The organism is Kitasatospora sp. HPM-01-4, assembly GCF_051374625.1.
Taxonomy (GTDB): Bacteria; Actinomycetota; Actinomycetes; order Streptomycetales; family Streptomycetaceae; genus Kitasatospora.
The window spans coordinates 5,000,911-5,026,305 of sequence record NZ_JBPQGP010000005.1 but is presented as its reverse complement, the minus strand read 5'-3'; the positions used below and the strand labels follow the sequence as shown (position 1 = coordinate 5,026,305).

General features: G+C 72.4%; 20 protein-coding genes. 11 read left to right on the top strand and 9 right to left on the bottom strand.

The genetic code is table 11. The features are described from left to right. Window positions 1-61 precede the first annotated feature (61 nt). Together ACSMTC_RS21875 and ACSMTC_RS21870 are read left to right on the top strand one after the other, a co-directional pair. Window positions 62-1,597, top strand: a complete 1,536-nt coding sequence (locus ACSMTC_RS21875; RefSeq protein ID WP_436561405.1) for a glycosyltransferase family 39 protein — start codon at window positions 62-64, stop codon at window positions 1,595-1,597. A 39-nt stretch (window positions 1,598-1,636) separates the two neighbouring features. Continuing rightward, on the top strand, window positions 1,637-2,413 hold the full coding sequence (locus ACSMTC_RS21870) for a polyprenol monophosphomannose synthase (RefSeq protein ID WP_436561404.1): 777 nt from the start codon (window positions 1,637-1,639) through the stop codon (window positions 2,411-2,413). Window positions 2,414-2,545: 132 nt separating this feature from the next. Here the strand turns inward: ACSMTC_RS21870 and ACSMTC_RS21865 are convergent, their stop codons facing one another. Then, window positions 2,546-5,017, bottom strand: a complete 2,472-nt coding sequence (locus tag ACSMTC_RS21865) for a serine hydrolase (RefSeq protein WP_436561403.1) — start codon at window positions 5,015-5,017, stop codon at window positions 2,546-2,548. 324 nt (window positions 5,018-5,341) lie between these two features. Between ACSMTC_RS21865 and ACSMTC_RS21860 the strand changes: the two genes are divergently transcribed. From ACSMTC_RS21860 to ACSMTC_RS21850, 3 genes are all read left to right on the top strand, one after another. Continuing rightward, a complete protein-coding gene (locus tag ACSMTC_RS21860) occupies window positions 5,342-6,079 on the top strand; it encodes a GOLPH3/VPS74 family protein (protein ID WP_436561402.1) in 738 nt (245 codons plus the stop codon). A gap of 435 nt (window positions 6,080-6,514) precedes the next feature. After that, complete coding sequence (locus ACSMTC_RS21855) at window positions 6,515-7,372, top strand: helix-turn-helix domain-containing protein (RefSeq protein WP_436561401.1); 858 nt, start codon at window positions 6,515-6,517, stop codon at window positions 7,370-7,372. Next, window positions 7,369-7,578, top strand: coding sequence for a DUF397 domain-containing protein (locus ACSMTC_RS21850; RefSeq protein WP_436561400.1), 210 nt, complete (start codon window positions 7,369-7,371; stop codon window positions 7,576-7,578). The genes ACSMTC_RS21855 and ACSMTC_RS21850 overlap by 4 nt, the downstream gene beginning before the upstream one ends. A 71-nt stretch (window positions 7,579-7,649) precedes the next feature. On the opposite strand, the gene ACSMTC_RS21845 is transcribed toward ACSMTC_RS21850, so the two are convergent. Then, window positions 7,650-8,771: an ADP-ribosylglycohydrolase family protein gene (locus ACSMTC_RS21845; RefSeq protein WP_436561399.1), complete on the bottom strand. Its 1,122-nt coding sequence runs from the start codon at window positions 8,769-8,771 to the stop codon at window positions 7,650-7,652. Between the two features lie 330 nt (window positions 8,772-9,101). Continuing rightward, on the bottom strand, window positions 9,102-11,666 hold the full coding sequence (locus ACSMTC_RS21840; RefSeq protein ID WP_436564762.1) for a bifunctional FO biosynthesis protein CofGH: 2,565 nt from the start codon (window positions 11,664-11,666) through the stop codon (window positions 9,102-9,104). A 219-nt stretch (window positions 11,667-11,885) separates the two neighbouring features. Between ACSMTC_RS21840 and ACSMTC_RS21835 the strand changes: the two genes are divergently transcribed. The 3 genes from ACSMTC_RS21835 to ACSMTC_RS21825 are packed head-to-tail and all read left to right on the top strand — an operon-like array spanning window position 11,886 to window position 15,014. After that, window positions 11,886-13,106, top strand: coding sequence for a LolA family protein (locus ACSMTC_RS21835; protein ID WP_436561398.1), 1,221 nt, complete (start codon window positions 11,886-11,888; stop codon window positions 13,104-13,106). Beyond that, the gene (locus ACSMTC_RS21830) at window positions 13,106-14,119 is read left to right on the top strand and encodes an ABC transporter ATP-binding protein (protein WP_436561397.1); all 1,014 of its coding nucleotides are present in this window, start codon (window positions 13,106-13,108) and stop codon (window positions 14,117-14,119) included. Before ACSMTC_RS21835 ends, ACSMTC_RS21830 begins: the two co-directional genes overlap by 1 nt. Further along, entirely contained in the window at window positions 14,106-15,014 is a 909-nt protein-coding gene (locus ACSMTC_RS21825) for an ABC transporter permease (protein ID WP_436561396.1), read from the top strand. Before ACSMTC_RS21830 ends, ACSMTC_RS21825 begins: the two co-directional genes overlap by 14 nt. Here the strand turns inward: ACSMTC_RS21825 and ACSMTC_RS21820 are convergent. From ACSMTC_RS21820 to ACSMTC_RS21810, 3 genes are all read right to left on the bottom strand, one after another. Continuing rightward, a complete protein-coding gene (locus ACSMTC_RS21820) occupies window positions 15,004-15,396 on the bottom strand; it encodes a hypothetical protein (protein ID WP_436561395.1) in 393 nt (130 codons plus the stop codon). The two genes, ACSMTC_RS21825 and ACSMTC_RS21820, sit on opposite strands and share 11 nt — an antisense overlap. Before the next feature lie 196 nt (window positions 15,397-15,592). After that, complete coding sequence (gene rarD / locus ACSMTC_RS21815) at window positions 15,593-16,570, bottom strand: EamA family transporter RarD (protein ID WP_436561394.1); 978 nt, start codon at window positions 16,568-16,570, stop codon at window positions 15,593-15,595. Window positions 16,571-16,806: 236 nt separating this feature from the next. Next, complete coding sequence (locus ACSMTC_RS21810; RefSeq protein ID WP_436561393.1) at window positions 16,807-17,655, bottom strand: SDR family oxidoreductase; 849 nt, start codon at window positions 17,653-17,655, stop codon at window positions 16,807-16,809. A 98-nt stretch (window positions 17,656-17,753) separates the two neighbouring features. On the opposite strand from ACSMTC_RS21810, the gene ACSMTC_RS21805 reads away from it, so the two are divergent. After that, the gene (locus tag ACSMTC_RS21805) at window positions 17,754-18,143 is read left to right on the top strand and encodes a winged helix-turn-helix transcriptional regulator (protein WP_436561392.1); all 390 of its coding nucleotides are present in this window, start codon (window positions 17,754-17,756) and stop codon (window positions 18,141-18,143) included. Window positions 18,144-18,150: 7 nt separating this feature from the next. On the opposite strand, the gene ACSMTC_RS21800 is transcribed toward ACSMTC_RS21805, so the two are convergent. Next, the gene (locus tag ACSMTC_RS21800; RefSeq protein WP_436561391.1) at window positions 18,151-19,596 is read right to left on the bottom strand and encodes an MFS transporter; all 1,446 of its coding nucleotides are present in this window, start codon (window positions 19,594-19,596) and stop codon (window positions 18,151-18,153) included. 115 nt (window positions 19,597-19,711) lie between these two features. Between ACSMTC_RS21800 and ACSMTC_RS21795 the strand changes: the two genes are divergently transcribed. Both ACSMTC_RS21795 and ACSMTC_RS21790 read left to right on the top strand, forming a co-directional pair. Then, window positions 19,712-20,377, top strand: coding sequence for a TetR/AcrR family transcriptional regulator (locus ACSMTC_RS21795; protein ID WP_436561390.1), 666 nt, complete (start codon window positions 19,712-19,714; stop codon window positions 20,375-20,377). Between the two features lie 221 nt (window positions 20,378-20,598). Further along, window positions 20,599-22,107, top strand: coding sequence for a CehA/McbA family metallohydrolase (locus ACSMTC_RS21790; protein WP_436561389.1), 1,509 nt, complete (start codon window positions 20,599-20,601; stop codon window positions 22,105-22,107). 144 nt (window positions 22,108-22,251) lie between these two features. Here ACSMTC_RS21790 and ACSMTC_RS21785 read toward each other — a convergent pair whose 3' ends face one another. Together ACSMTC_RS21785 and ACSMTC_RS21780 are read right to left on the bottom strand one after the other, a co-directional pair. Beyond that, window positions 22,252-23,313 carry a 2-oxoacid:ferredoxin oxidoreductase subunit beta gene (locus tag ACSMTC_RS21785; RefSeq protein WP_436561388.1) on the bottom strand — a complete coding sequence of 354 codons (1,062 nt, stop codon included), beginning with the start codon at window positions 23,311-23,313 and terminating at the stop codon, window positions 22,252-22,254. Further along, window positions 23,306-25,264 (bottom strand): 2-oxoacid:acceptor oxidoreductase subunit alpha, encoded by a 1,959-nt coding sequence (locus ACSMTC_RS21780; RefSeq protein ID WP_436561387.1) that lies wholly within the window; start codon window positions 25,262-25,264, stop codon window positions 23,306-23,308. The genes ACSMTC_RS21785 and ACSMTC_RS21780 overlap by 8 nt, the downstream gene beginning before the upstream one ends. Window positions 25,265-25,395 lie beyond the last annotated feature (131 nt).

Here is a 25,395-nt window from a genome sequence, read left to right as displayed (position 1 = left end):
TCAGTCGAATCGATCGCCTGAACCACCCATGGCCACCGAACACTTGAGCCATCCTTCGCATGTGCTCCGCAGCGTCTGGTGCTGGCCGGCCCTGACGACCCTGCTGCTCGGCCTCTACCGGATCACCACTCCGGAGCCCTGGCGCGACGAGATCTCCAGCTGGAGCGCCGCGAACCGGACCCTGCCGCAGCTGTTCGCGATGCTCGGCAACGTCGACGCCAGCAACGGCGTGTACTACCTGGTGCTGCACGCCTGGACCGGGGTGTTCGGCGACTCGGTGCTCAGCCTGCGGCTGCCCTCCGCGCTGGCGATGGCGGCGGCGGCCGCCTTCACCGCGCTCGCCGCCCTGCGGTGGTTCCGCAGCCGGGTGGCGGCGGTGGCGGCCGGACTGCTGCTGGCGGCGCTCCCGAACGTCTCGGCGTACGCGCAGGAGGCCCGCTCGTACGCGATCGTCACCTGCGCCGTGGCGGCGGGCGGCTGGTGCCTGCTGCGGGCTCTGGAGCGGCCCCGCGCGGCCCGCTGGGCCTGGTACGGACTGTGCACGGCGCTCGCCGGGGTGTTCCACCTGGTCTCGTTGAGCAGCCTGGCCGGGCAGTGCCTGCTGGTGGGCCTGCACTTCCGGTCGGTGCGGGACGCCCGGGTACTGCGGCGGTTCCCGGTGGCGGCGCTGGCGGCACTGCTGCCCACCGTGCCGGTGATGCTGCTGGGGCGGCGGCAGTCGGGGCGCCAGCTGGACTGGGTCGCCGTCGCGACCCGGCACCGGCTGCGGATGTTCTGGCCGGAGTTCCTCGGGTCGTTCTCGGTGATGTACGCGTTCCTGGCGCTCGCGGCGGCCGCCCTGCTGTGGCGCGGCCGCCGCACCGCGGCGGTCCAGGCGGCGGCGCTGGCCGTGCTGCCGGTGCTCGGGGTCTGGCTGGTCTCGCAGGGCCGCACCTCGTACTTCGTCGACCGCTATCTGCTCTTCACCCTGCCCGCCTGGGCCGCGCTCGCCGGGGGCGGCGTCGGGGCGGTGCACGCCGCCGTACGGGCCCTCGGCGCCCGGCCGGCGCCTCCGGGGGCGCGGGACCCCCTGAAGGCGCTTCCCAGGGCCTGGAGGCCGACGGGCCCGGGGCTCGCCGCCGCGCTGGCGCTCGCCGTGGTGGCCGTGCCCGGACTGCTCGGGCTGCCGGAGCAGCGGGGGGCGCGGCATGTGACGGCGCACACCGAGACCGACTACCGGGGCGCGGCGCGGCTGGTGGCGTCCGGGTACCGGGACGGGGACGGACTCGTGGCGGTGGGCGGGCGGAAGGCGTGGATGATGGTGGGCCCCGGTGTGGCGTACCACCTGCCGGGCGGTGTCCGTCCCAGGCCGCTGCTGATCGCCCGGACGGCGGTACGGGCGGACGACCTCTTCCCGACGGAGTGCCCGGTTCCGGTCCGCTGTATCGGTGACGTCAGCCGTACCTGGGTCGTTACCATCGGCACTGGCGACGACCCGTACCAGGCGCTGCCGGCCGACCAGGCCGGTGCCCTGCGAGCGGTGTTCACCCCGAGCGAGGTCCGGCATGTGCGCGGGCTGACGGTGTCGCTGCTGGTGCGCGCACGAGGGCGCGCGTAACGGCCCGCTGCCACTCCCGCCGCTTCGAAAGGCACAGACGTGACTGCCCCCAAGGAGAGCCCGGAAAAGGGCACCTTCGCCGATCTCGGCCCGGTGCTGGTGATCATCCCGACCTACAACGAGGTCGAGAACGTCGAGCGGATCGTCTCCCGGGTGCGGGCCGCCGTTCCCGAGGCGCACGTGCTGGTGGCCGACGACAACAGCCCCGACGGTACCGGCGAGGCCGCCGACAAGATCGCCAACAGGGACGACCACGTCCACGTCATGCACCGCAAGGGCAAGGAAGGCCTCGGCGCCGCGTACCTGGCCGGCTTCCGCTGGGGCATCGAGAACGGCTACGACGTCCTGGTCGAGATGGACGCCGACGGCTCCCACCAGCCCGAGGAACTCCCCCGCCTGCTCACCGCCCTGCGCGGAAGCGACCTGGTCCTCGGCTCCCGCTGGGTCCCCGGCGGCAAGATCGTCAACTGGCCGAAGTCCCGCGTGCTGCTCTCCCGCGGCGGCTCCACCTACTCCCGCCTGATGCTCGACGTCCCCATCCGCGACGTCACCGGCGGCTACCGCGCCTTCCGCAAGGAGACCCTGCTCGGCCTGGGCATGGACCAGGTCGCCTCGGCCGGCTACTGCTTCCAGGTCGACCTCGCCTGGCGCGCCGTCAAGGCCGGCTTCAAGGTCACCGAAGTCCCCATCACCTTCATCGAACGCGAACTGGGCGCCTCCAAGATGAGCCGCAACATCGTCGTCGAAGCCCTGCTGCGCGTCACCGCCTGGGGCGTCGAAACCCGCCTCCAGCAGCTCACCGGAAAGAAGAAGTAGCCCTCCCCGCCGACCCGTTCGAGTGAACCGCCCGGGGTTTGCGGCCCTGGGGGACGAGGCGGCCGGTTCCGGAACACGACGTGGGGGGCAGGCGCCGGGCGCCTGCCCCCCACGTGTCGGTCGAGCCGCCGGTCAGAGCAGACGCAGCAGGCGGGACGTGATCGACGGCGGGTTGAGGTCGGACTTCAGGGTCACCGGGACCTCCGTCCTGTCGTCACCCTCGCCGGCCGAGACGGTGCCGACCTCGGTGCCGGCCTTGAGGGTGTGGCCGATCTTGGCCGAGTCCAGGGTGAGCTTGGTGGTGACACCGGACCAGCCGGCCACCGTGAGGTCCTTGGACGCCACGACCGCGACCTTGCCGCCGAGACCGTCGTCCACGTAGCCGACCACGTCGCCCTGCTTGGCGAGGGTCTGGCCGGTGAGGCCGTTCTGGGCAGCGGTGATGATCTTCTGGCTGACCGTCTGGGCGGCCCTCAGGACGTCGTCGGTGGCCGTCACCGGCTGGTTGAGCGTGACGCCGAGGATCATCCGCTTGGTGCCGCCGATCTCCTTGACGGCCGCCCACATCAGGCAGGACTTGGCCGCGGTGCTGGAGCCGGTCTTGACGCCGATGACGCCGTTCTTCGGGGACAGCAGGTAGTTGGTGTTGTAGATCCGCTGGTTGTTGAAGATGGTGTCCGGGGTGGCGACGACCCGCTGGAAGACCTCGTTCCGCATCACCTGCTCGGCGAGCTTCAGCTGGTCCTTGGCGGTGCTCTTGGTGTTGTTGTCGTAGCCGGCCGGATCGGCGTAGGTGGTGTTGGTCATGCCGAGCTTGGCGGCCTGGTCGTTCATCTTCTTGACGAACGCCTCCTCGGAGCCCGCGTCCCAACGGGCCAGCAGCCGGGCCACGTTGTTGGCCGACGGGAGCATCAGCATCTCCAGCGCCTCGTACTGGCTGAGCTTCTGCCCCTCGGTCAGGGTGACCCGGGACTGGTCGGCGTCGCTGGACTCCGAGGCGGCCTGCTTGTCCACGGTGAGCGTGGGGCCGGTCTCGCCCTTCTTCAGTGGGTGGTCGCGCAGGATGATGTACGCGTTCATCACCTTGGTGACGCTGGCGATCGGCTGCGGGGTCTCGTCGCCCACGCTGCCCAGGCTGCCCACGCCGACCACCTCGGCGGTGGCCTGGCCCTTGGTCGGCCACGGGATGTCGAGCTTGTCGCCGTTGAAGGTGAACGAGTCGGCGAGGGACAGCTTCGACTTCGGGTCCGGCAGCGGACGGAGCAGCTGGCCGACCGCGAGCACGCCGAGCACCACGGCCAGGAAGACCGACCAGATGGTGACCCGCTTCATCGTCCGGCGGAAGGGCGTGACCGGACGGCGGCTGAGCGCGGCCAGCACCTCCATCGCCTCGGAGGTGTTCTCCGGACCGGGCAGCGGCGGCGGGGTCGGCAGCGGCTTGGGCGCCGGTACGGGGCCCGGGTCGGGCACCGGCAGCGGCTTGGGCGCCGGGGCGGGGACCGGCGGTACGGGCACCGGGCGGGGCTCCGGGGCCGGCCTGGGCTCCGGCTCGGGGGTGGGCTCCGGTTCGGGAGTGGGCTCGGGCGCCGGGGTCGGCTCGGGCGGGGGCTCGGGAACGGTGCCCTCGGACGGCTTGGCCGCCGGCCGGCCGGCGGGCCTGGCTCCCCGGGCGTCGGCGCGCTTCGCCTCCTCGGCGTCAGCGCTCTTCAGCTCCTTCGTCTCCTCCGACGGCTCGGCCGAACTCGGGTCCTCCTTGGGGCCCTTGGCGTCCTTGGCTTCCTTGGCTTCCTTGGCTTCCGGGAGTTCCTTCAGCGCCGCGCCGCCCACCTCCAGGCCGTCCCGCATGGCGAGACGCGGATCGGCCCCGGCGGCCTTCTCGGCCTTGCTCGCGGGCGCGCCGGCCGACTCAGCGCCGCCGTCCGATCCGGCGGTCTTCGCGGCCGAGGACTCGGCACCGTCCTCGCCCTTCACCGGCGGCTTTGAGGACTTCGCGGCCTTCGACGCACTCTCCCGGAGCTCGTCCGGGATACGGAGCGCCGTGGTGCGGTTGTCCACCGGCAGGCGGAGCATGGTGGTCTTGCTGTCCACGTCGCGGACGGTCAGCTGAACCGTGGCACCGCCCCGGACGGCCTTCCCGGTCTCGGAGTCAGCCGCCGCACCGGTGGCGGCAGCGGCCTCCCGGTCGGCCTCGGTGCCGTCCTCGTCCTCGGCCTGGTCAGCCTTGCTCCCGGCCTTGGACTCCTCGGCCCCGATCTCGGTCCTGACCTCGGCCTCGGTCTCAGCCTTGCTCCCGGCCTCGACCTTCTCGGCCCCGGCCTTGGACTCCCCGGCCTTGGACTCAGCCTTGGAGTCCTGGGTCCGGGCCTTCACCTCGGCCGCACCACCGGGCTCGCCGCCGGCCGCCGACGCGGCTCCCTCGGCGGTCTTGCCCGCACGGCCGGAGCCGGCCTCGGTCTCGGCGTCCCCGGACCCGCCGGCGGCCTTGGCCGCACTCCCGGGCTTGCCGGCGACATCGGCCTTGGCGCCGGTCCGCTCGACTGACCGCTCGGACGCGGTCGCCTCCGCTTCCCCGTCGCCGTGCACCTTGTCGGGGAACTCGCCCACGTAACCCATCCTCCTCGTCCGCCCGGCCGCCGCCGCCCGAGCCCGTGCCGACCCGCCCACGGGCCGACCTGATTTGGTACGGCTTTTCGCCGCGCCTCTGTAGCTGTACAGTCTCCGCCACCGGCGGCCGCTTTGGCTGCCGCACCCCGCCCGACCGGCCGTTATTCTCCCCGCCGGGTCCTGCGGCGACCAGTCTGAGAGTCAGACGCGGGGCCTGAGGTGGCCGGTTCCCGCCTACGCGCCCAAGGTCACGATTCGGAGGCGCACTCGACAAGCCACTGTGAGAGGCGTCACTCTGTCATTCATCCACGCGGGGAGGCTTGGATGGGCAAGAGCCGCAGAACAGTTCCCGAGGAACTCTTGCTGCTCGCACTGGACCCGAACACGGGTACCACGGCGCAGCCGCAGACCCTCGACCTCGGACTCGCCGGGGCACAGCTCGTCGAGCTGTCCCTGGCCGGAAGGATAGTCCCGGACGGGGACCGGATCGCCGTGGTGCTGCCACGGCCGACCGGTGATCCGACTCTGGACCATGCGCTGGAACTGCTGCGCCGTCGCGGCAGTCCGGTGCGGGCCGCGCACTGGATAGGCGGACCCCGGCTGGGGCTCCGTCAGACGTACCTGGCGCACCTGGAGCGGTGCGGCATGGTGACGGCGGTGCCGGGCCAGGTGTGCGGCGTACTGCCGACGACGCGCTACCAGGCGTCGGACGACTGTACGAACGCCGCCATAAAGCAGCGCCTGGACACCGCCATCCGTACCGGGGTACCGCCGGACCCGAGAACGGCCGCGCTGGCCGCGCTGGCGCACGCCGTAGGCCTGGGCAAGCACCTCTACCCGGGCAACGAGGGAAGATCGTCGAGGTCGCGCCTGCGCGATCTGATCCGGTACGACCCGCTCGGCGGGATGGTCGCACACGCCGTGATGGACGTTCAGAACGGTCTGCCCGCACCCGCGAAGGGTGGCGCGGCGGACGGACGGGCCCCGGCGACAGGGCGGCCGGCGGTCGCGCGGACCGCGGCCGGCAGCCGGAGCGTCGCGGCGCGAGTAGGCGCGCGATGAACGGCCCGCGCCATTAAGCGATGGACAACGTATGCGAGGGGCGGCCCGCCCGGCAGTCGAGTGCCGGGCGGGCCGCCCCCCGCCTTTCTCCGGTTTCCCCGGTCTCTCCAGGTGGTGGCGGCTCCCGGCACCACCGCTTCTCCGGCATCACCGCGTTTCCGGCATCACCGCATTTCCGGCACCGTGGCGTGGTCGCGGCACTGCGGCGCTTCCGGCGGCCGAGCCGCCCATACCGGTTCGGCACTCCGGACGCAAGGGGGACGGTCCTGAATGGGCGTTTTTCCGATGATCTGTTCTATTGCACTCAGGTGAATCCCCGGCGCCGACCTGAGCCGAAATGACATGCTGCTCCAAGTCAGGGGGTTGGTACCAATTTCCACAGTGTTCCGAGGTGCGCCGTACCCGGGCGTGCCAGAGGTACGGCCGGAGGTCGATGTGTCCGCCAACGTCAATCCCACGGTCCGGCGACGACGGCTCGGCGCCGAACTCCGCCGCCTGCGCGAGCTGAGGGGCATGACGGCCGAGGAGGTGGCCGGACGGCTGATGGTCTCCCAGTCGAAGATCAGCCGACTGGAGAACGGCCGACGCAGCATCAGCATGCGGGACGTGCGCGACCTCTGCGAGGTCTACGAGGTGACCGACGAGCGGGTGCGGGCCGGGCTGATGGAGATGGCGCGGGAGTCCCGGCAGCGCGGCTGGTGGCACGAGTTCGGCGACATCCCTTACAGCGTGTACATCGGCCTGGAGGCCGAGGCCTCCTCGATCCGGTCGTACGAGTCCTCCTTCGTGCCCGGTCTGCTGCAGACCCGCGAGTACGCCGAGGCGGTGGTCGCGGGCACCCAGCCCGACACCGATGCCACCTCCGTCCGGCGCAGGGTCGAGGTCCGGCTCAAGCGGCAGAACCGGATATACGGGGAGAACCAGCTCAGCAGCCTCTGGGCGGTGATAGACGAGGCGGTGCTCTGCCGGGAGGTGGGCAGCCGCGAGGTGATGGCTGACCAGCTCTTCCAGCTGCTCCTGCTGAGCGAGCGGTCGAACATCAACCTGCAGGTGATCTCGTTCCAGCACGGTGCGCATCCCGGCATGACCGGGACATTCTCCCTGATGGAGTTTCCGGAGTCAGCGGATTCCACAGTCGTCTACTTCGAAGGAGTGACGAGCGATCTCTACCTGGAGAAGGACGCGGATGTTCGTCGCTATACCAATCTCTACGACCACCTGCGGGCGGCAGCGCTCAGCGTTGCGGACAGCCGGTCTCTGATACAGCACTATGCAGAGAGGTTCAAGAGATGACCACGAAGACCACGGGTAGCCCCACCTGGCTCAAGAGCAGCCACAGCGGCGGTAACGGTGCCTGTATCGAGATCGCCGTACCGACCGGCGTGACGGTCGCCGTCCGCGACTCCAAGGACCCCGAGGGTCCGCAGCTGCACTTCTCCAGGTCGGCCTGGGCCGCCTTCGCCTCCGCTGCGGGCGATGGCGCGTTCGGCCGGGTCTGAGATCCGTTGGTCTTCGATCCGTCGGTGCCCGCCGCGCCCGTTCGCGGCGGGCACCGACGGGTCCGGGGTGGTCAGGGCACCGGGTAGCGCTCGGTCCACACCGCCCGTTCGGCGGGCGGGAGTTCGGGGCCGTGCAGCTCGGGGCCGTGCAGCAGTTCCAGCACGAAGTCGTCGGCCAGTTCCAGGATCGTTCCCCGGCCCTCCAACTCCGCCAGCAGCACGGGCGGCAGGGCGCTCTCCCCGTGCAGGACACCGAGCAGGTTGCCGCAGATCGCGCCGGTGGAGTCACTGTCGCCGGAGTGGTTGACCGCAAGCAGCAGGCCGGACCGCAGATCGTGTGCCACCAGGGCGCAGTAGAGCCCGATCGCCAGCGCCTCCTCGGCCACCCAGCCCTCGCCCAGCGACTCCACCCGCTCCGCGGACGGCTCCCCGGCGCGTACCGCGTCAAGTGCGCCGCGCAGCGCGGCGGTTGTCTCCTCATGCGCCGGGCGCTCGGAGAGCAGGGCCAGTGCCAGGTGCACGCCCTCCTCCAGGGTGCCGCCCCTGGCCGCAGTGTGGACGATCACCGCGAGCGCTCCGGCGGAGAGGTAGCCGGTGGGGTGGCCGTGCGTCAGCACCGAGCACTCGACGGCCAGTTGGAAGACCAGCTGCGGCTCCCAGGACACCAGCAGGCCGAACGGCGCGGCGCGCATCACCGTGCCGCAGCCCTTGGAGTGCGGGTTGCGCGGCGCCTCCAGGGTTCCGGGCCGGGCCGCGTCCGGACCGGTCAGACCGCTCAGACAGGCCGTCCCCGGGGCGCGCTCGGCATACAGCCACTCCTGGCGGCCCAGCCAGCCGAGCCCGGGCTCGCGCTCGTCCGGCCCCCAGGCGCTCTGGGTGGCCGCCCAGCGCAGATAGGCACGGTGCACGTCGGTGGGCGGGTGCCAGGAGCCGCCGTCGCGGCGGATGTGCGCCCGGATCAGGCCGTCCAGGGTGAAGAGCGCCATCTGGGTATCGTCGGTGACCGCCCCGCGCCGCCCGTACGCGGGCACGTACCCCGTCACGCCCTGCGGGCCGTGGGCGGCGCGTATCCGCTCCAGCGGCTCGAACTCGATCCCCGCGCCGAGTGCGTCACCGATCGCCCCGCCCAGCAGACAGCCCCGTACCCGGCTGCGGAAGTCCTGTCGCTGCGCGCGCGACCACAGTGGCAACACGGGGTGGCACCTTTCGTCGGCCGTCCGGGCCCGGGCGGTGCCGGCCGCCGGACGACGGAGGATCCGTACACCTGAGCGGACCTCACATGCCCCCGCACTGTAGTCGAACGTGGTGACGGGCCGACCGGACGGAACTCCCGCGCGCCGCCGGCCGGCACCCCACGCCCTTAGACCGACCGGCAATAGGGCGCGCGGCGTCGCGTGCCGATAGCTCTCGCCTGAACGCACATCCCTCGTCGCGCGCAGCGCCGCTGCGCTCTCCTCACGATGCACGCCCAGACTCGGCTCTCGACCCGCTCCTCGATCCACGCTCCCTATCGCCGGTCGGTCTTACTCCAGGACCGGAAGCAGCTTCGGCAGGTGCCCGTCCGAGGCCAGGGCGGCGGCGCGGCGCTCTGCCGGCACCTCGCCGTAGGTGGTGGTGCGCTGGCGGGCCGGGCGGCCGACCGCCTCGGCGATGGCCTCCAGGTCGCGGATGGACTTGTAACTGCCGTACGCGGAGCCGGCCATCCGGGAGATGGTCTCCTCCATCAGCGTGCCGCCCAGGTCGTTGGCACCGGAGCGCAGCATCTCGGCGGCCCCCTCCGCCCCCAGCTTCACCCAGCTGGTCTGGATGTTGGGGATGTGCGGGTGCAGCAGCAGCCGGGCCATCGCGGTGACCGCCCGGTTGTCCCGCATGGTCGGCCCGGGCCTGGCGATGCCCGCCAGGTAGACCGGGGCGTTGGTGTGGATGAACGGCAGGGTGACGAACTCGGTGAAGCCGCCGGTCCGTTGCTGGATGTCGGCCAGCAGCCGCAGGTGGCCCAGCCAGTGCTTGGGGGTGTCCACGTGCCCGTACATCATGGTGGAGGACGAGCGGATGCCCAACTCATGGGCAGAGCTCACCACTTCGACCCAGGTGGCGGCGGGCAGCTTGCCCTTGGTGAGGACCCAGCGGACCTCGTCGTCGAGGATCTCGGCGGCCGTGCCCGGGATGGAGTCCAGCCCGGCATCCTTGGCCTGCTGGAGCCAGTCCCGGATCGAGAGCCCGGTCCTGCTGGCCCCGTTGACGACCTCCATCGGGGAGAAGGCGTGCACATGGATGCCCGGCACCCGCTCCTTCACCGCCCGGGCGATGTCGAAGTACGCGGTGCCCGGCAGATCGGGGTGGATGCCGCCCTGCATGCAGACCTCGGTCGCCCCGACCTCCCAGGCCTGGGCGGCCCGCTCGGCGACCTGCTCCAGCGAGAGGGTGTAGGCGTCGGCGTCGGTCCGGCGCTGCGCGAAGGCGCAGAAGCGGCAGCCGGTGTAGCAGACGTTGGTGAAGTTGATGTTCCGGGTGACGCAGTAGGTGACGTCCTCGCCGACCACCGAGCGGCGCAGGTCGTCGGCGATCCGGCAGAGCGCGTCCAGGGCGGGCCCGTCGGCGTGGAAGAGCGCCAGCGCCTGCCCGTCGGTGAGCGCGGCGGGGTCGTCGGCGGCGACGGACAGCGCCTCGCGCACGTCACCGTCCAGTCGCTCCACCGGAGTTGCCGCGACCTGTTCGCGCAGCGCCTGCCAGTCGCCGTACACGTCCTCGAAGTCCGCGCGGCGGTCACCGGTGCGGCCCTCGGTGTCGATGGTGCGGTGCAGGTCGGTGCGGCCGGAGGAGGAGGGCAGGTCCTCGGGCTCCTGCCAGGGCAGGCCGGTGGGCATGGCGTCCGGGCGGGCCAGACCGGTGGCCGGGTCGGCGAGCGCCGTGACGTGCGGCAGGATGCGCGGGTCCAGCCAGGGTTCGCCGTGCAGCACGTACTCGGGGTGGACGGCGAGCCGCTCGCTCAGCCGGAAGCCCTGCGCCTCGGTACGGCGGGCGAGTTCCTCGATCTGCGGCCAGGGGCGCTCGGGGTTGACGTGGTCCGGCGTCAGCGGGGAGACCCCGCCCCAGTCGTCGATGCCCGCGCTGATGATCAGCTCGTACTCTCCCCCAGCCTCCGGCTGGGAGGGGCCCCCCACCACCAGGTTCGGCGGCGCCTGGATCCGGGCGGAGGGGCCGAGTACCAGGCGGGTGACGGCGATGACCGCGGCCAGTTCCGCCAGTTCGGCGTCGGGCATGGCCCGCATCGCGGTGTCCGGCTTGGCCCGGAAGTTCTGGATGATCACCTCCTGGATGCCGTGGTACTGCCGGGCGACCCGGCGGATCGCGAACACCGCGTCCGCCCGCTCCTCGTAGCTCTCGCCGATACCGATCAGCAGACCGGTGGTGAACGGGACGGAGCTGCGTCCGGCGTCCTCCAGCACCCGCAGCCGGACGGCCGGATCCTTGTCGGGCGAGCCGTGGTGCGGGCCGCCGGGCTCGGACCAGAGCCGGGTGGCGGTGGTCTCCAGCATCATCCCCATCGAGGCCGCGACCGGCTTGAGCCGCTGGAACTCGGTCCAGCTCACCACCCCGGGGTTGAGGTGCGGCAGCAGACCGGTCTCCTCCAGGACCCGGATCGACATCGCCCTCAGATACGCCTGGGTGTCGTCGTAGCCGTGCGCGTCCAGCCACTCCCGGGCCTCGGGCCAGCGGTCCTCGGGGCGGTCGCCGAGCGTGAACAGGGCCTCCTTGCAGCCCAGCGCGGCACCCTTGCGGGCGATGTCCAGCACCTCGTCCGGCGACAGGTACATCCCGTGACCGGCCCTGCGCAGCCGGCCGGGGACGGTGACGAAGGTGCAGTAGTGGCAGCGGTCCCGGCAGAGCCGGGTCAGCGGGATGAAGACGCTCTTGGAGTAGGTGATGGTCCCCGGCCGGCCTGCCTCGGCCAGGCCGGCGTCCCTGATCCGGGCCGCGACGGCGCAGAGTTCGCGCAGGTCCTCGCCTCTCGCCTGGAGCAGCACCGCCGCTTCCGCGACGTCCAGGGCGACGCCGTCCCTGGCGCGGCGCAGTGCACGCCGCATGGAGGTGACGGTCGGTGAGGTACGTGAGGCATCGGTTGCGGCCATGCAGCGAAGATACCCAGCTTTGCTACGTTCGGAGGACCCGACCCTGATAAGGACTCAGGGTTGACTGCGTCGTCGGATGTATGCAGATCTGGCCCTGCAGGGCGATGTCAAGGCCCCTCCCAGCGGTCTCTAATGGAGTTGGCAGAACACTTCAGTGCTACCGAGAGGTTGGACATGGTGGAGCAGGACTTCGCGTACCGGCCGCGTCGCCGGGCCGCGGTGCGCGCGCTGGTACCGGTCGGGGTGATAGCCGCCGCGGCGACCGGGATCGGGCTGGTACCCGCGCTGGCGAGCGACTCCTCGCCGAACCTGCCGTCGCTGACGGCGGAGCAGCTGGTCGCGAAGGCCCTCGGGTCGGACACCCAGTCGCTGTCCGGCACGGTGAAGATGTCGGCGGACCTCGGCGTGCCCGCTCAGCTGCTGGGTGCGGCAGGCGGCTCCCTCGGCGGCGCCGCACACGGCGGCGGTCGGGCCGGCGCGGACCCGACGGCCAAGCTGACCGGGCTGCTCGGCGGCGAGCACACCCTGCAGGTCGCGGTGGACGGCCCCGACCGCCAGCGGATCGGCCTGATCGAGAACCTCGCGGGCTACGAGCTGGTGCACAACGGCGACCAGCTCTGGGCCTGGGACAGCGGCAGCAACCAGGCGCTGCACCTGACCGCCCCCAAGGACGCGGCCCAGCACGGCAGGGGCGGGCACGGCGAGGCCGCCAAGGCCCCGCTCACCGGCGCACCGACCACCCCGCAGGAGGCGGCGAAGCTGTTCCTCGGCCAGAGCGCCGCGACCACCTCGGTCACGGTGGACGGCACGGCGACGGTGGCCGGCCAGAAGGCGTACGAGCTGAGTGTGAAGCCCAAGCAGTCCGGCTCCACCATCGGTGAGGTGCGGATCGCGGTGGACGCCGACAACGGCGTGCCGCTCGCGGTGCTGGTGAACGCCGCCGACGGCAGCAAGGTGCTGGACGTGCACTTCAGCTCGGTCTCCTTCGCCAAGCCCGCCGCCTCGACCTTCGACTTCAAGGCCCCCAAGGGCGCGAAGGTGACGGACCGCCCGGCCGGCGCGGCCGAGCAGCACAAGCAGCCCGGGGCCGAGCCGCAGTCCGGGCCGAACGAGGTCAGGACGATCGGCGAGGGCTGGACCGCGGTGCTGAGCGCCAAGCTGCCCAGCGCCCCGGCCGCGAAGCCCGACAGCGCCCCCGCCGACGGCCACGGAAGGCACGGCGGCTCCTCGCTCCCGCAGGACCCGGCGGCCCTCGCCAAGTCCTTCGGCAAGAAGGTCGACGGCGGCTCACTGATCAGCACCAAGGTGCTGAACGTGCTGGTCACCGATGACGGCCGGGTCTTCGCCGGCGCCGTGACCCCGCAGGTGCTGCAGAACGCCGCCGGGGTGAAGTAGTGACGACTGCTCCCGACACGGAGCAGGTAGGGGGTCGGGCCGCCGCGAGCGGCCCGGCCGCCGCCACCGCTCCGGACGACGTGATCCGCACCAGTGGGCTGACCAAGCGGTTCCGGGGCGGCCAGCTCGCGGTGGACGGGCTGGATCTGACGGTGCCCAGGGGCAGTGTGTTCGGCTTCCTCGGGCCGAACGGCTCCGGCAAGACGACGACCATCCGGATGCTGATGGGCCTGATCGCGCCCTCCTCCGGCCTCGCCACGGTGCTCGGGGCCCCGATGCCGCAGTCGGTCGGCGCGGTGCTCCCCCGGGTCGGCGCGCTGATCGAGGGCCCGGCCCTGTACGGCTTCCTGTCCGGGCGGGACAACCTGGCCCGGTTCGACGCGGCCGACCCGACCTCCGACCCGCGCACCAGGGCGCGCCGGGTCACCGAGGCGCTGGACCGGGTCGGTCTGGCAGCGGCGGCGGGCAAGAAGGCGCGGGCGTACTCGCTCGGTATGAAGCAGCGCCTCGGCCTCGCCTCCGCGCTGCTGCAGCCGCGCGAACTGCTGGTGCTGGACGAGCCGACCAACGGCCTGGACCCGCAGGGCATGCGGGAGATCCGCGCCCTGATCCGCGAGGTCGCCGCCGAGGGCACCACGGTCTTCCTCTCCTCCCACCTGCTGGACGAGATCGAGCAGGTCTGCACGCACGCCGCGGTGATGTCCAGGGGCCGGCTCGTGGTGCAGGGCACCATGGCCGAGCTGGCCGGCCGCGCGCAGGGCCGGCTGGTGGTCCGCACCCCGGACGTCACCGCCGCCGAGAAGGTGCTGACCGAGCACCGGGTGACCGACCTGCGGATCAGCGAGGCACGGCTGGACGGCCTCGCCGCCGCGGCCGACGAGGAGTCGCTGCCAAGGCTGTGCGCGGCGCTGGTCGCGGCCGGGGTACGGGTGCACGGCTTCGGTGTGGAGCGCGGCACGCTGGAGGACGCCTTCGTGGCGCTGACCGGGGAGGGTTTCGATGTCGCAGGCTGAGGTGGTTCCGGCCGGCGAGGTGCCGCGGGCGCCCGAGCGGCCGACGGCCGTGGCCGGCCCCAGGCCGCAGACGGTGGCGGGCTTCACCGCGCTGTTCCTGGGCGAGCTCCGGCTCACCTTCCGCCGGACCAGGACGATCGCGCTGCTGGGCATCCTGGCCCTGCTGCCGGTGCTGATCGGCGTGGTGGTGCGGATCGAGACCGGTGGCGCCTCCAACGGCGACGGTCCGGCCTTCATCGCCCAGGTGACGCAGAACGGCCTGTTCCTGGTGTTCACGGCGCTGGCGATGGCCCTGCCCGTCTTCCTCCCGATGACGGTGGGCGTGGTGGCCGGGGATTCGATCGCCGGTGAGGCCGCCACCGGAACGCTGCGCTACCTGCTGGTCGCCCCGGTCGGGCGGACCAGGCTGCTGGTGGCCAAGTTCACCGCCGGGCTGGCGTTCTGCGTGGCCGCGACCATGGCCGTGGTGCTGGCCGCGGTCGCCACGGGCGCGGCCCTCTTCCCGCTCGGCTCGGTCACCCTGCTGTCCGGCGACACCCTCGGCTTCGGTGCGGCGCTGCTGCGCGCGGTGCTGGTGGCCGGCGTGGTGGCGCTGTCGCTGTCCGGCCTGGTGGCGATCGGGCTGTTCGTCTCGACCCTGACCGGCAGCGGGATCGCCGCGATGGCGACCACCGTCGGCCTGGTGATCACGGTGCAGATCCTGGACGCCTTCCCCCAGCTGCACGCGATCCAGCCGTTCCTGTTCACCCACCAGTGGATGAGCTTCGGCGATCTGCTGCGCCAGCCGATGCACTGGGACAACGTGCTGCAGAACCTCGGGCTGCAGGCCCTCTACATCGCGGTCTTCGGCTCGGCCGCCTGGGCCAGGTTCACCAGCCGGGACATCACGGCGTGACGGCGACCCGGGTGGCCCCGGCCACCCGGGAGGCGGCCACCGTGCAGGCCAGCAGCGGCAGCTGGGCCGGGGAGATCAGGAAGAGCGGCGACCAGTCCGGGCAGACCAGCCGGACCCCGGCCGTCAGGCCGTACAGCCGGGCCCGGTGCGAGCCCCTGAGCTCCACCCGGTCCAGCCGGTAGGGCGGCTTCAGCACCAGCGCCGGGCGCCCCTGCCGCCGCCACTGGATGGCGGGCTGGCCGCCCGCGCCGGAGCTGAGCAGGAGCTCGCCGCTCTCGGCGGCATCCAGCTCGCGCCGTACGGCTGGCACCCGTACGGTCCTGCCTGCGGCGAGTGCGGCACGCTGGAACGGCCTGGCGAACTGCCCCGTGAGCTGGACCATCGCAACCCCTCCTGCTACCCCTTCGCGGGGACGGGTACGGCTTCCGGACGTTGGTAGCCGGACGTTAGCAGGAGAGGGGCATGGTTGAAGAGCCCCCAAAGGACGTGTTCACACGGAGGAGTCCAAGCCACCACGGGGTGTGACGCCGCACGGTCCCACGGGGCCGCCCGGCGGCGTTCCGCTCGGGCCGCCCGGGTCAGCTGCTGCGGACGGCGGCCTCGGCCCGGGGCTCGTCCGAGGTGACGGACACCGGTGCCGTCCGGCTCTCCCGGGACTTCCGCAGCTGGCGCAGTGCGTCGAAGGTGAGCACCGCCAGCGCGATCCAGACCAGTGAGAAGCCCGCCCAGCGGGCCGACGACATCGACTCGTGGAAGACCAGGACCCCGCACAGGAACTGGAACACCGGCGCCAGGTACTGCAGCAGCCCGAGCGTGGTGAGCGGGACCCGTACGGCGGCCGCGCCGAAGCAGAGCAGCGGGATCGCGGTCACCACACCGCTGACCATCAGCAGCCCGGTGTGTCCCCAGCCGTAGCCGGCGCCGGTGTGCCCGAGGGTGCTCTTCCCCTGCACCTCCAGATAGACGAGGTAGCCCACCGCGATCGGGAACATCGCGGCGCTCTCCACCGCGAAGCTCTCCAGACCGCCGAGCGCGACCAGCTTCTTGAGCAGGCCGTAGGTGGCGAAGGTGAGCGCCAGGGTGAGCGCGATCCACGGCGGGCGCCCGTACGCGACGGTGAGCAGCACGACCGCCGCGGCGCCGATGCCGACCGCCGCCCACTGGACGGAGCGCAGCCGCTCGCGCAGGGCCAGCACGCCGAAGGCGATGGTGACCATGGGGTTGATGAAGTACCCGAGGCTGGCCTCCACGACGTGCCCGGAGTTCACCCCCCAGATGTAGACACCCCAGTTGACCGAGATCAACGCGGCGGCCGCCACCGAGAGCGCCAGCCTGCGCGGCTGGGCCAGCAGCGGCCGGATCCACGACCAGCGGCGCTGCACCAGCAGGATCAGCAGCACCGCCACCAGGGACCAGGTCATCCGGTTGGCGAGGATCTCCGCGGCTCCGCTCGGCTCCAGCAGCGGCCAGAAGAGCGGGAACACACCCCAGATCCCGTACGCGGCGAAGCCGAACCAGAACCCCTTCCCGGTCTCCTGCTCGGACCCCACTGCCATGACCGGCCTGCCCTCCACGCGCGCACAGTTGCTCGTGCCGACCGTAGCGGCTGAGGGTGAGACTGTCATCTCCGTTTCCACATTTTGGTCATGACATGGTCCGTGAGCGCCGGCCCGGCCGGATGCCACCGGGGGTGCGGGGAACGGTGCGAGGGCCCCTCGCGACTGCGCGGGGCCCTTCCCGCGCCCCCGGGCACGGCCCCGCCCCTACGTCGAGGGGGTCGGAGCGGACGGGGTCAGAGCGCCGCGCCGAGGGTCTCGGCGAACGGGGTGGTCGGGCGGCCGATCAGCCTGGAGAGGTCGCCCGTGCCGCGGGCGAGCTCGCCGCGGGCGATACCGGCGTCGACATCGACCAGGATCCGGGCGAAGCCCTCGGGGAGGCCGGCGGCGAGGAGGGCCGCCAGGTGCTCCTCGGGGGTGACGTTCCGGTAGACCACCGGCTTGCCCGAGCGGGCCGCGAGCTCGGCCGCGTACTCGGAGAAGCTCCAGGCGACGTCGCCGCTCAGCTCGTACACCCGGTTCTCGTGGCCCTCGCCGGTGAGCACCGCGACCGCCGCGTCCGCGTAGTCCCGGCGGGCCGCGGAGGCGACCCGGCCGTCACCGCTGCTGCCGAGGACGACGCCGCGCTCGGCGGCCCCGGCGGCGTCGGCGGTGTAGTTCTCGGTGTACCAGCCATTGCGCAGGAGGGCGAAGGGCAGCCCGGACTCACGGATCATCGCCTCGGTGGCCTTGTGCTCGTCGGCCAGCGTGAAGGTCGCCTCGTCGCCGCCCAGCAGACCGGTGTAGGCGAGCAGGGCGACCCCGGCCGCCTTCGCCGCGTCCACCACCGCGCGGTGCTGCGGGACCCGCGAGCCGACCTCGCTGCCGGAGATCAGCAGCACCCGGTCCCCGGCGCCGAAGACCCCGGCCAGGGTCTCGGGCCTGCCGTAGTCGGCCACGCGGACGTCCACTCCGCGCGCGGCCCACTCGGCGGCCTTCTCGGCCGAGCGGACGGCCACCGCCAGCTCGCTCGCCGGGATCCGCTCCAGCAGGCCGGCGACCACGAGGCGGCCGAGCTGTCCGGTGGCACCGGTGACGACGATCATTTCTGCTCCCTGGGACTTTCGGGGGTTGTTGCCTGCCTCCTCACCGTACGGAGCGTACTAACCTTTCGTAAGTACCCACTTCAAAGTACGGTACTGATATGAAGGTAAGTGCAGACCTCTCGCCGCTGGACCGCGCGCCCGACGTGACCGACCGGATGTGCCCCTCGCGCGGCGTCCTGGAGCACGTCACCAGCCGCTGGGGCGTCCTGGTGCTGATCGCGCTGACCGAGCGCGGCTACCGGTTCAGCGAGCTGCGCCGCCGGGTCTCGGGGGTGAGCGAGAAGATGCTCGCGCAGACCCTGCAGACGCTGGAGCGCGACGGCTTCGTACTGCGCGAGGCGCACCCGGTGATCCCGCCCCGGGTCGACTACAGCCTCACCCCGCTCGGACGGCAGGCCGCCGCGCTGGTCTCCGAGCTGGCGCACTGGGTGGAGCACCGGCTGCCCGAGGTGCAGAGCGCCCGCGCGGCGTACGACTCCCGTCCGTGACCCCCCGTCAACCCTCCTGGCGCTCACCACGACCCGGCAGCAGCAGGGCGCCGAGCGCGGAGCAGGCGGCGAAGGCGCCGGCGAACAGCAGGGCCCGGCCGTACCCGGCGGCCAGCGCCTGCGGCAGCGGCCCGCCGTGGGCGGCGGCGGTGCGGGAGGCCACGGTGCCCAGGAGGGCCAGGCCGAGCGCGCCGCCCACCTGGCGCGAGGTGTTGACCAGCCCGGAGGCGAGGCCCGCCTCGGCGCGCTGGGCACCGGCGGTCGCGGCCACGGTCACCGGCATCATCGCCAGCCCCGTCCCGAGCGTGCAGAGCACCAGGGGCGCCAGCACCTGGGTGGCGTAGGAGCCGTCCGCGGAGATCCGGGAGAGCCAGCCGAAGCCGACCGCGGCGAGCAGCATGCCGGTGACGATCAGCGGCCGGGGGCCGGTGCGCGGGACCAGCCGGGTGGCGAGCTGCGCGCCGACGATGACCGAGAGACTGCCCGGCAGGAAGCACAGGCCCGCGGACAGCGCGCCGAAGCCGAGGACCTGCTGCATGTGGAGCGAGAGCAGGAACCACATCGCGAACATCGCGGCACCCATGAAGATCATCACCAGGTTGGCGGTGGCGAGGGTGCGGCGGCGCAGGACGCCCAGCGGGACCAGCGGCTCGGCCACCTTCGCCTCGACCGCGACGAAGGCGGCGAGCAGCAGCACTCCCCCGGCGAGTGCCGCCCAGACGGCGGGCGAGCCCCAGGAGTGGGTCTCGGTGGAGATGATCCCGTAGATCAGGGCGGTCAGCCCCGCGGTGACCGAGAGCGCTCCGAGCAGGTCCAGCCGGCGCAGCCCGCCCCGGCCCGCGTCCGCAGCGGGTACGTGGAGCGCGGCGACCGCGAGCAGCACCACACCCAGCGGGACGTTGACGAAGAAGACCCAGCGCCAGCCCGCGTACTGCGTCAGGACCCCGCCGAGGGCCGCGCCGGTCGCGCCGCCCGCCGCCATCACCGCACTCCAGGCACCCATCGCCCGGGTCCGCGCGCGGGGCTCGGTGAAGGTCGTCATGATCAGCGTCAGGGTGGCCGGGGCCAGCACCGCACCGCCGACACCCTGCACCGCCCGGGCGGCGATCAGCCAGGCACCGCCGGTGGCGAGCCCACCGGCGAGCGAGGCGAAGGTGAAGGCGGCGAGGCCGCCCAGGAAGACCCGCTTGGCGCCGACCAGGTCGGCGGCCCGGCCGCCGAGAAGCAGCAGCCCGGCGAAGCCGAGCGTGTAGGCGTTGACGATCCACTGCTGCCCGGCGGAGCCGAGGTGCAGCGCGGAGCGCATGTCCGGCAGGGCCACGTTCACGATCGAGACATCGAGGATGACCATGAACTGCGCCGCGCAGGCGAGGACCAGGATCGCGGCGGTGGACGCGGGTCTGCGGCCGGCGGTGTCGGGGCGAGCGGATATGGCCGTGGTGCCGCTGGTCATCTGGATGCCTCTCCTCGGCGCCTCTCGCGGGCCCGGGCCCGCCGGTCGCCAATCAGAGTAGCTCTAAAAATAGAGCAGCTCTATTTCTTTTCGGAGGGCGGGCTATCCTGGCCACATGCCGACCGCCCACCCCACCGCCCCACCCCCCACCGGCATCCGCGTACGCAAGCGTGAGCGCACCCGCCTGGCGATCGCCGACGCGGCCTTCGAGCTCTTCGCCGAGCACGGCTTCGACGCGGTCAGGCTCACCGAGGTCGCCGCCGCCGCCGACGTCGCCCCGGCCACCGTGTTCACGCACTTCGACTCGAAGGAAGACCTCTTCTTCTTCCGCCGGCAGGAGCTCAACGAGCACGTCTTCGAGGCGGTCGCCCCCGCCGCCACGACCGCCGAACTCCTCTCCCAGCTGAAGGAGTCGTACCGTTCGGCGTTCCGCCGGCTGCACTCCCCGGACGTGCTCGACCGAAGCCGCGTCTTCGCCCGGATCCTGCTGGACAGCCCGACGCTGCGCCGCACCTACCTCGGCGTCGTGCGCGAGCGCCAGGAGGTGCTCACCGCCGCGCTGCTCGACCTCGCCCCGGACGGAGCCGACACCGCCGAACTCGCCCTCTTCGCCCGCCTGGTCGCGGCCGTCAGCACCGCCGCCCACGAGGAGCTGCACCGGGGCATGGCGGCCGGCGAACCCGTCGAGCGGCTCCAGGCCGCGGCCGACGAGATCCTGGACCGCGGCTTCGCGCTCCTCACCCGCGCCTACGAAGGCACCGCGCTCCTCACACCCGGCTGATCCCCCTCCCGGCCACCAACCGACGTCCACCGGCTCCGCCCCGGCAGGTCGAAGCTCATCGGCGGTTCACCGGCAGGGGGAAGGGATCCGGGGACGGGCCGGCAGCTCACCTTCCCGGACCGGCCCGCGCGAGCCCCCGGAGGGACACCGTGTGCGTGGAGGAGAACTGCCGGCACCACAGCAGGGCGGACGATTCACCGGATTCGTTAGGTCGTCGACGCGTGCTCCAGGCCGGACTGGCCGCCGGGGCGGCCGCCGCGGTCACCCTCGCACCGGTCGCCTTCGCGGCGGCCGCCGAGGGCGAGCGCACCCAAGTGATCACCGGCCACCTCCCCACCGGGGCGGCCGACTTCGTCTACCTGCCGGTCCGGGTACCCGCCGGGGTACGGGAGATCGCCGTCTCGTACGACTACGACCGGCCCGCCGTGCCGCCCGGCACCGCGGGCAACTCCTGCGACATCGGGATCTTCGACGAGCGCGGCACCGGGCTCGGCGGGCCCGGGTTCCGGGGCTGGTCGGGCGGGTTCCGGACGTCGTTCGCGCTCAGCCGGGGCGCGGCCACCCCCGGCTATCTGCCGGGACCCGTCCGGCCCGGGACCTGGCACGTGGTGCTGGGCCCGTACCAGGTGGCACCGCAGGGGATGGACTACCGGGTCGAGGTGACGCTCCGGTTCGGCGACCCCGGGCCGGCGTTCACGCCCTCGTACCCGCCCGAGCGGGCCCGCGGGCGCGGCCGGGCCTGGTACCGGGGCGACTGCCACCTGCACACCGTCTACTCCGACGGCCGCCGGCTGCCGGCCGAGGTGGCCGCGGGCGCGCGGGCGGCCGAACTGGACTTCATCGTCTCCACCGACCACAACACCCCGTCCTCGCACGGTGTCTGGGGCCCGCTGGCCGGACCCGACCTGCTGATCGTGACCGGTGAGGAGGTCACCACCCGCAACGGCCACTGGCTGGCGCTCGGCATCGGGCCCGGGGAGTGGATCGACTGGCGCTACCGCTCCCGGGACGACGCCTACCCGGGCTTCGTGCGCCAGGTCCACCGCTCCGGCGGCCTGGTGGTGCCCGCGCACCCCTACTGCCCGTACGTCGCCTGCCAGTGGAAGTTCGGCTACGAGGGCGCGGACGCGGTCGAGGTCTGGAACGGTCCCTGGACGTACGACGACGAGTCCGCCGTCGACAGCTGGGACGCCCGCCTGGCCGAGTCGCTCCGGCACGGGCGGCCGTGGCTGCCCGCGATGGGCAACAGTGACGCGCACAGCGTGCCGCAGGTCATCGGCCTGCCGCAGAACGTGGTGCTGGCCGAGGATCTGACCCGGGCCGATGTCCTGAACGGGATCCGGTCGGGCCGGAGCTGGATCGCCGAATCCGCCGGTGTCCGGCTCGACTTCACCGCCACCGGGCAGGGGCGGCAGGCGGGGATCGGCGAGCGGCTGACCGTGCCCGGGGACGCACCCGTGGACGTCCGGCTGGAGGTCTCGGGGGTGCCCGGAGGCACGGTGCGGTTCGTCACCGACCAGGGGCAGCTGCACCAGGAGTCCCTGCCCGCCTCCGGCGCCGGCACGGTCACCTGGCGGACCACCGCCTCGCTCGCCACCTACGTCCGTGCGGAAGTCCGCCACCCGAGGGCGGACGGCACCCCCGGCCAGGGCAACACCATGGGCCCGGACCTCCCGTGGGGCCCGATGGCCGCCCTCACCAACCCGGTCCTGCTCCAAGCCGCCCGCTGACCGGCGGAAGGGCCGGGGTTCGGGGGCGCGGGGCTCTGCTCAGATCCGGGCACGGCCGGTCACCCACAGCCGGTCGAGCAGAGCCCCGCGCCCCCGCCGGCCCCTCGACGGCCCCGGGGCGCTGCCGGCCGTCCGTCGGAGCGGTCAGGCGACCGTCCAGGTGTCGGCGCCGGTGAGGAGGGCGGCGAGGTCCCCCTCCCCCTTGGCCGCGACGGCCTGGTCGAGCTGGTCGGCCATCAGGGTGTCGTAGACCGGGCGCCGGACGTCCCGCAGGACGCCGATCGGGGTGTGGTGCAGGGCGTCGGCGTCGGCGATCCTGGTGAGCGCGAACGCCCTTGCGGCGCTGAGGTGGTGGGCGTCGTGCACCAGTACGTCCGACCGGTTGTCGTCCGTCACCTCGGCGACCCGCAGTTCGCCGTCGGCCCCCAGGAAGAGGCCGTGGCCGGCGAAGAGGACCGGCTGCCCGTGCTCCAGCCGGATCAGCGCCTCGTCCCGGGTCGCCGGGTCCTTGAGCACCTCGAAGGCACCGTCGTTGAAGATGTTGCAGTTCTGGTAGATCTCCACGAACGCCGTGCCCTCGTGCTCGGCGGCGGCCCGCAGCACGGACTGCAGGTGCTGCCGGTCGGAGTCGATGGTGCGGGCGACGAAGGTGGCCTCGGCGCCGATGGCCAGCGAGAGCGGGTTGAAGGGGGCGTCCAGCGAGCCCATCGGAGTGGACTTGGTGATCTTGCCGACCTCGCTGGTGGGCGAGTACTGGCCCTTGGTGAGCCCGTAGATCCGGTTGTTGAACAGCAGGATCTTCAGGTTGACGTTGCGGCGCAGCGCGTGGATCAGGTGGTTGCCGCCGATGGAGAGCGCGTCTCCGTCACCGGTGACCACCCAGACGCTCAGGTCGGGGCGGGAGGCGGCGAGGCCGGTGGCGATGGCCGGGGCGCGGCCGTGGATGGAGTGCACCCCGTAGGTGTTCATGTAGTACGGGAAGCGGGAGGAGCAGCCGATCCCGGAGACGAAGACGGTGTTCTCTCTGCGGATGCCGAGCTCGGGCATGAAGGACTGGACGGCGGCCAGGATGGCGTAGTCGCCGCAGCCCGGGCACCAGCGGACCTCCTGGTCCGTCTTGAAGTCCTTCGCGCTCTGCGGTGACTCGGCCTTCGGCACCAGCCTCAGCGAGGGGAAGTCGGCGGTCCTGCCGCGGGGCTCAGCCATGGTTCTCCTCCAGCGTTCCGATCGCCGCGGACAGCACGTCCGCCAACTGGGCGGCCTTGAAAGGCAGTCCGCGCACCTGGTTGTAGGACTGGGCGTCCACCAGGTACTTGGCGCGCAGCAGCAGGGCCAGCTGGCCCAGGTTCATCTCGGGTACCACGACCCGGTCGTAGGACTTCAGTACGGCACCGAGGTTGGCGGGGAAGGGGTTCAGGTGCCGCAGGTGGGCCTGGGCGATCCTGCCGCCGTCGGCCCGTACCCGGCGTACCGCCGCGGTGATCGGGCCGTAGGTGGAGCCCCAGCCGAGCACCAGCACCCGGGCGTCGCCGCTCGGGTCGTCAACCTCCAGCTCCGGCACGGTGATTCCGTCGATCTTGGCCTGGCGGGTGCGGACCATCAGGTCGTGGTTGGCCGGGTCGTAGGAGATGTTCCCGCTGCCGTCCTGCTTCTCGATGCCGCCGATCCGGTGCTCCAGACCGGGGGTGCCGGGGACGGCCCAGGGGCGGGCCAGGGTCCGCGGGTCGCGCTTGTAGGGCCAGAAGACCTCGGTGCCGTCCTCCAGGGTGTGGTTGGGCCCATGGGCGAACTCCGCCCTCAGGTCCGGCAGCCGGTCGACGTCGGGGATCCGCCAGGGCTCGGAGCCGTTGGCCAGGTAGCCGTCGGAGAGCAGCATCACCGGGGTGCGGTAGGTGATGGCGATCCGGGCCGCCTCCATGGCGACGTCGAAGCACTCCGCCGGGGTGGCGGGGGCGACGATCGGCACCGGGGCCTCGCCGTTGCGGCCGAACATGGCCTGCAGCAGGTCGGCCTGCTCGGTCTTGGTCGGCAGACCGGTGGACGGGCCGCCGCGCTGGATGTCGACCACCAGCAGCGGGAGTTCGAGCGAGACCGCGAGACCGATGGTCTCCGACTTGAGCGCCACGCCGGGACCGGAGGTGGTGGTCACGCCGAGCGCGCCGCCGAAGGCCGCTCCGAGCGCGGCGCCGATCCCGGCGATCTCGTCCTCGGCCTGGAAGGTGCGCACACCGAAGTTCTTGTGCCTGCTCAGCTCGTGCAGGATGTCCGAGGCCGGGGTGATCGGGTACGAGCCGAGGAACAGCGGCAGCCCGGAGCGCTCGGCCGCGGCGATCAGGCCGTAGGCGAGCGCCAGGTTGCCGGAGATGTTCCGGTACGTGCCGGCGGGGAGCTTGGCCGGCGGGATCTCGTAGGAGACCGCGAAGCTCTCGGTGGTCTCGCCGAAGTTCCAGCCCGCGCGGAAGGCCTGGATGTTGGCCTCGACGATCTCGGGCTTCTTGGCGAACTTCTGGCGCAGGAAGTTCTCCGTGCCGTGGGTGGGCCGGTGGTACATCCAGGAGAGCAGGCCGAGCGCGAACATGTTCTTCGCCCGCTCGGCGTCCTTGCGGGCCAGGCCGCTGTCCTTCAGGGCCTCCAGGGTCAGCGTGGTCAGCGGCACCTTGTGCAGGTTGTACGCGGAGAGCGAGCCGTCGGCGAGCGGGTCGGCCGCGTAGCCGACCTTCGCCAGCGCGCGCTTGGTGAACTCGTCGGTGTTGACGATGATCTCCGCGCCGCGCGGCAGGTCGGGCAGGTTGGCCTTGAGCGCCGCCGGGTTCATCGCGACCAGCACGTTCGGGGCGTCGCCCGGCGTCAGGATGTCGTGGTCGGCGAAGTGCAGCTGGAAGCTGGAGACACCCGGCAGCGTCCCGGCGGGCGCCCGGATCTCGGCCGGGAAGTTCGGCAGCGTGGAGAGATCGTTGCCGAACGAGGCGGTCTCCGAGGTGAACCGGTCACCGGTGAGCTGCATACCGTCACCCGAGTCGCCGGCGAACCGGATGATCACCCGGTCCAACCGCCGGACCGGCTTGGCACGCGCCTGCCCCGGTGGTGGGGGTGCGGCCCCCGGACCGGTGCCGTCCGAGCCGCCCACTGCCTCTGTCTGATCGACCTGGCTGGTCACTACCGCGGACCTCCTCGTGGGCACCAGCCGCGGGCGCGGGCCCTGTGCCCCGTCCGCCTGGTGCACCAGAAGGCATCCTAAGCTCGCTTACGTTGACCGAGCCGTAACTTCCGAATCTACGGCGCAGACTT